The 348-nt window shown below is 49.1% G+C and carries 1 protein-coding gene; it reads right to left on the reverse strand.

The annotated features are described in order from the left end of the window. Positions 1–287 (reverse strand): IS5 family transposase (locus ACSZO4_RS25930; protein WP_437891941.1); only part of this gene is annotated, 287 nt, incomplete at its 3' end. Positions 288–348: the final 61 nt, after the last annotated feature.

Genomic DNA, 348 nt, shown 5'->3' on the forward strand with positions numbered 1-348 from the left:
CAGTCCACGAGGCCATGTGCATCCAGAGCTGAAAGTAACTTGTTGAAAATAATGTTAATCACACCCGATTTTGACCAACGGTTAAAGCGGTTATAAACGGTCTTCCATGGGCCGTACCGTTCAGGTAAATCGCGCCATGGTGCACCGGAGCACAGCACCCAGAACATGCCGTTGATGATCTTACGATGCTCTGCCCACGGACGCCCGACCCGTGGAGATACAGACTCTGCTGGCAGAATGGGGTGGATGATAGTCCATGCTTCATCGGGAATATCGTAGCGAGCCATAGTTCAATATGTTGTTGAAAAAGACAGTTACTATAACTCAGGTGATTAAGGGACACAGCCT

The sequence above is a fragment of the Phytobacter sp. V91 genome (assembly GCF_965644225.1).
Lineage (GTDB): Bacteria > Pseudomonadota > Gammaproteobacteria > Enterobacterales > Enterobacteriaceae > CBFFRJ01.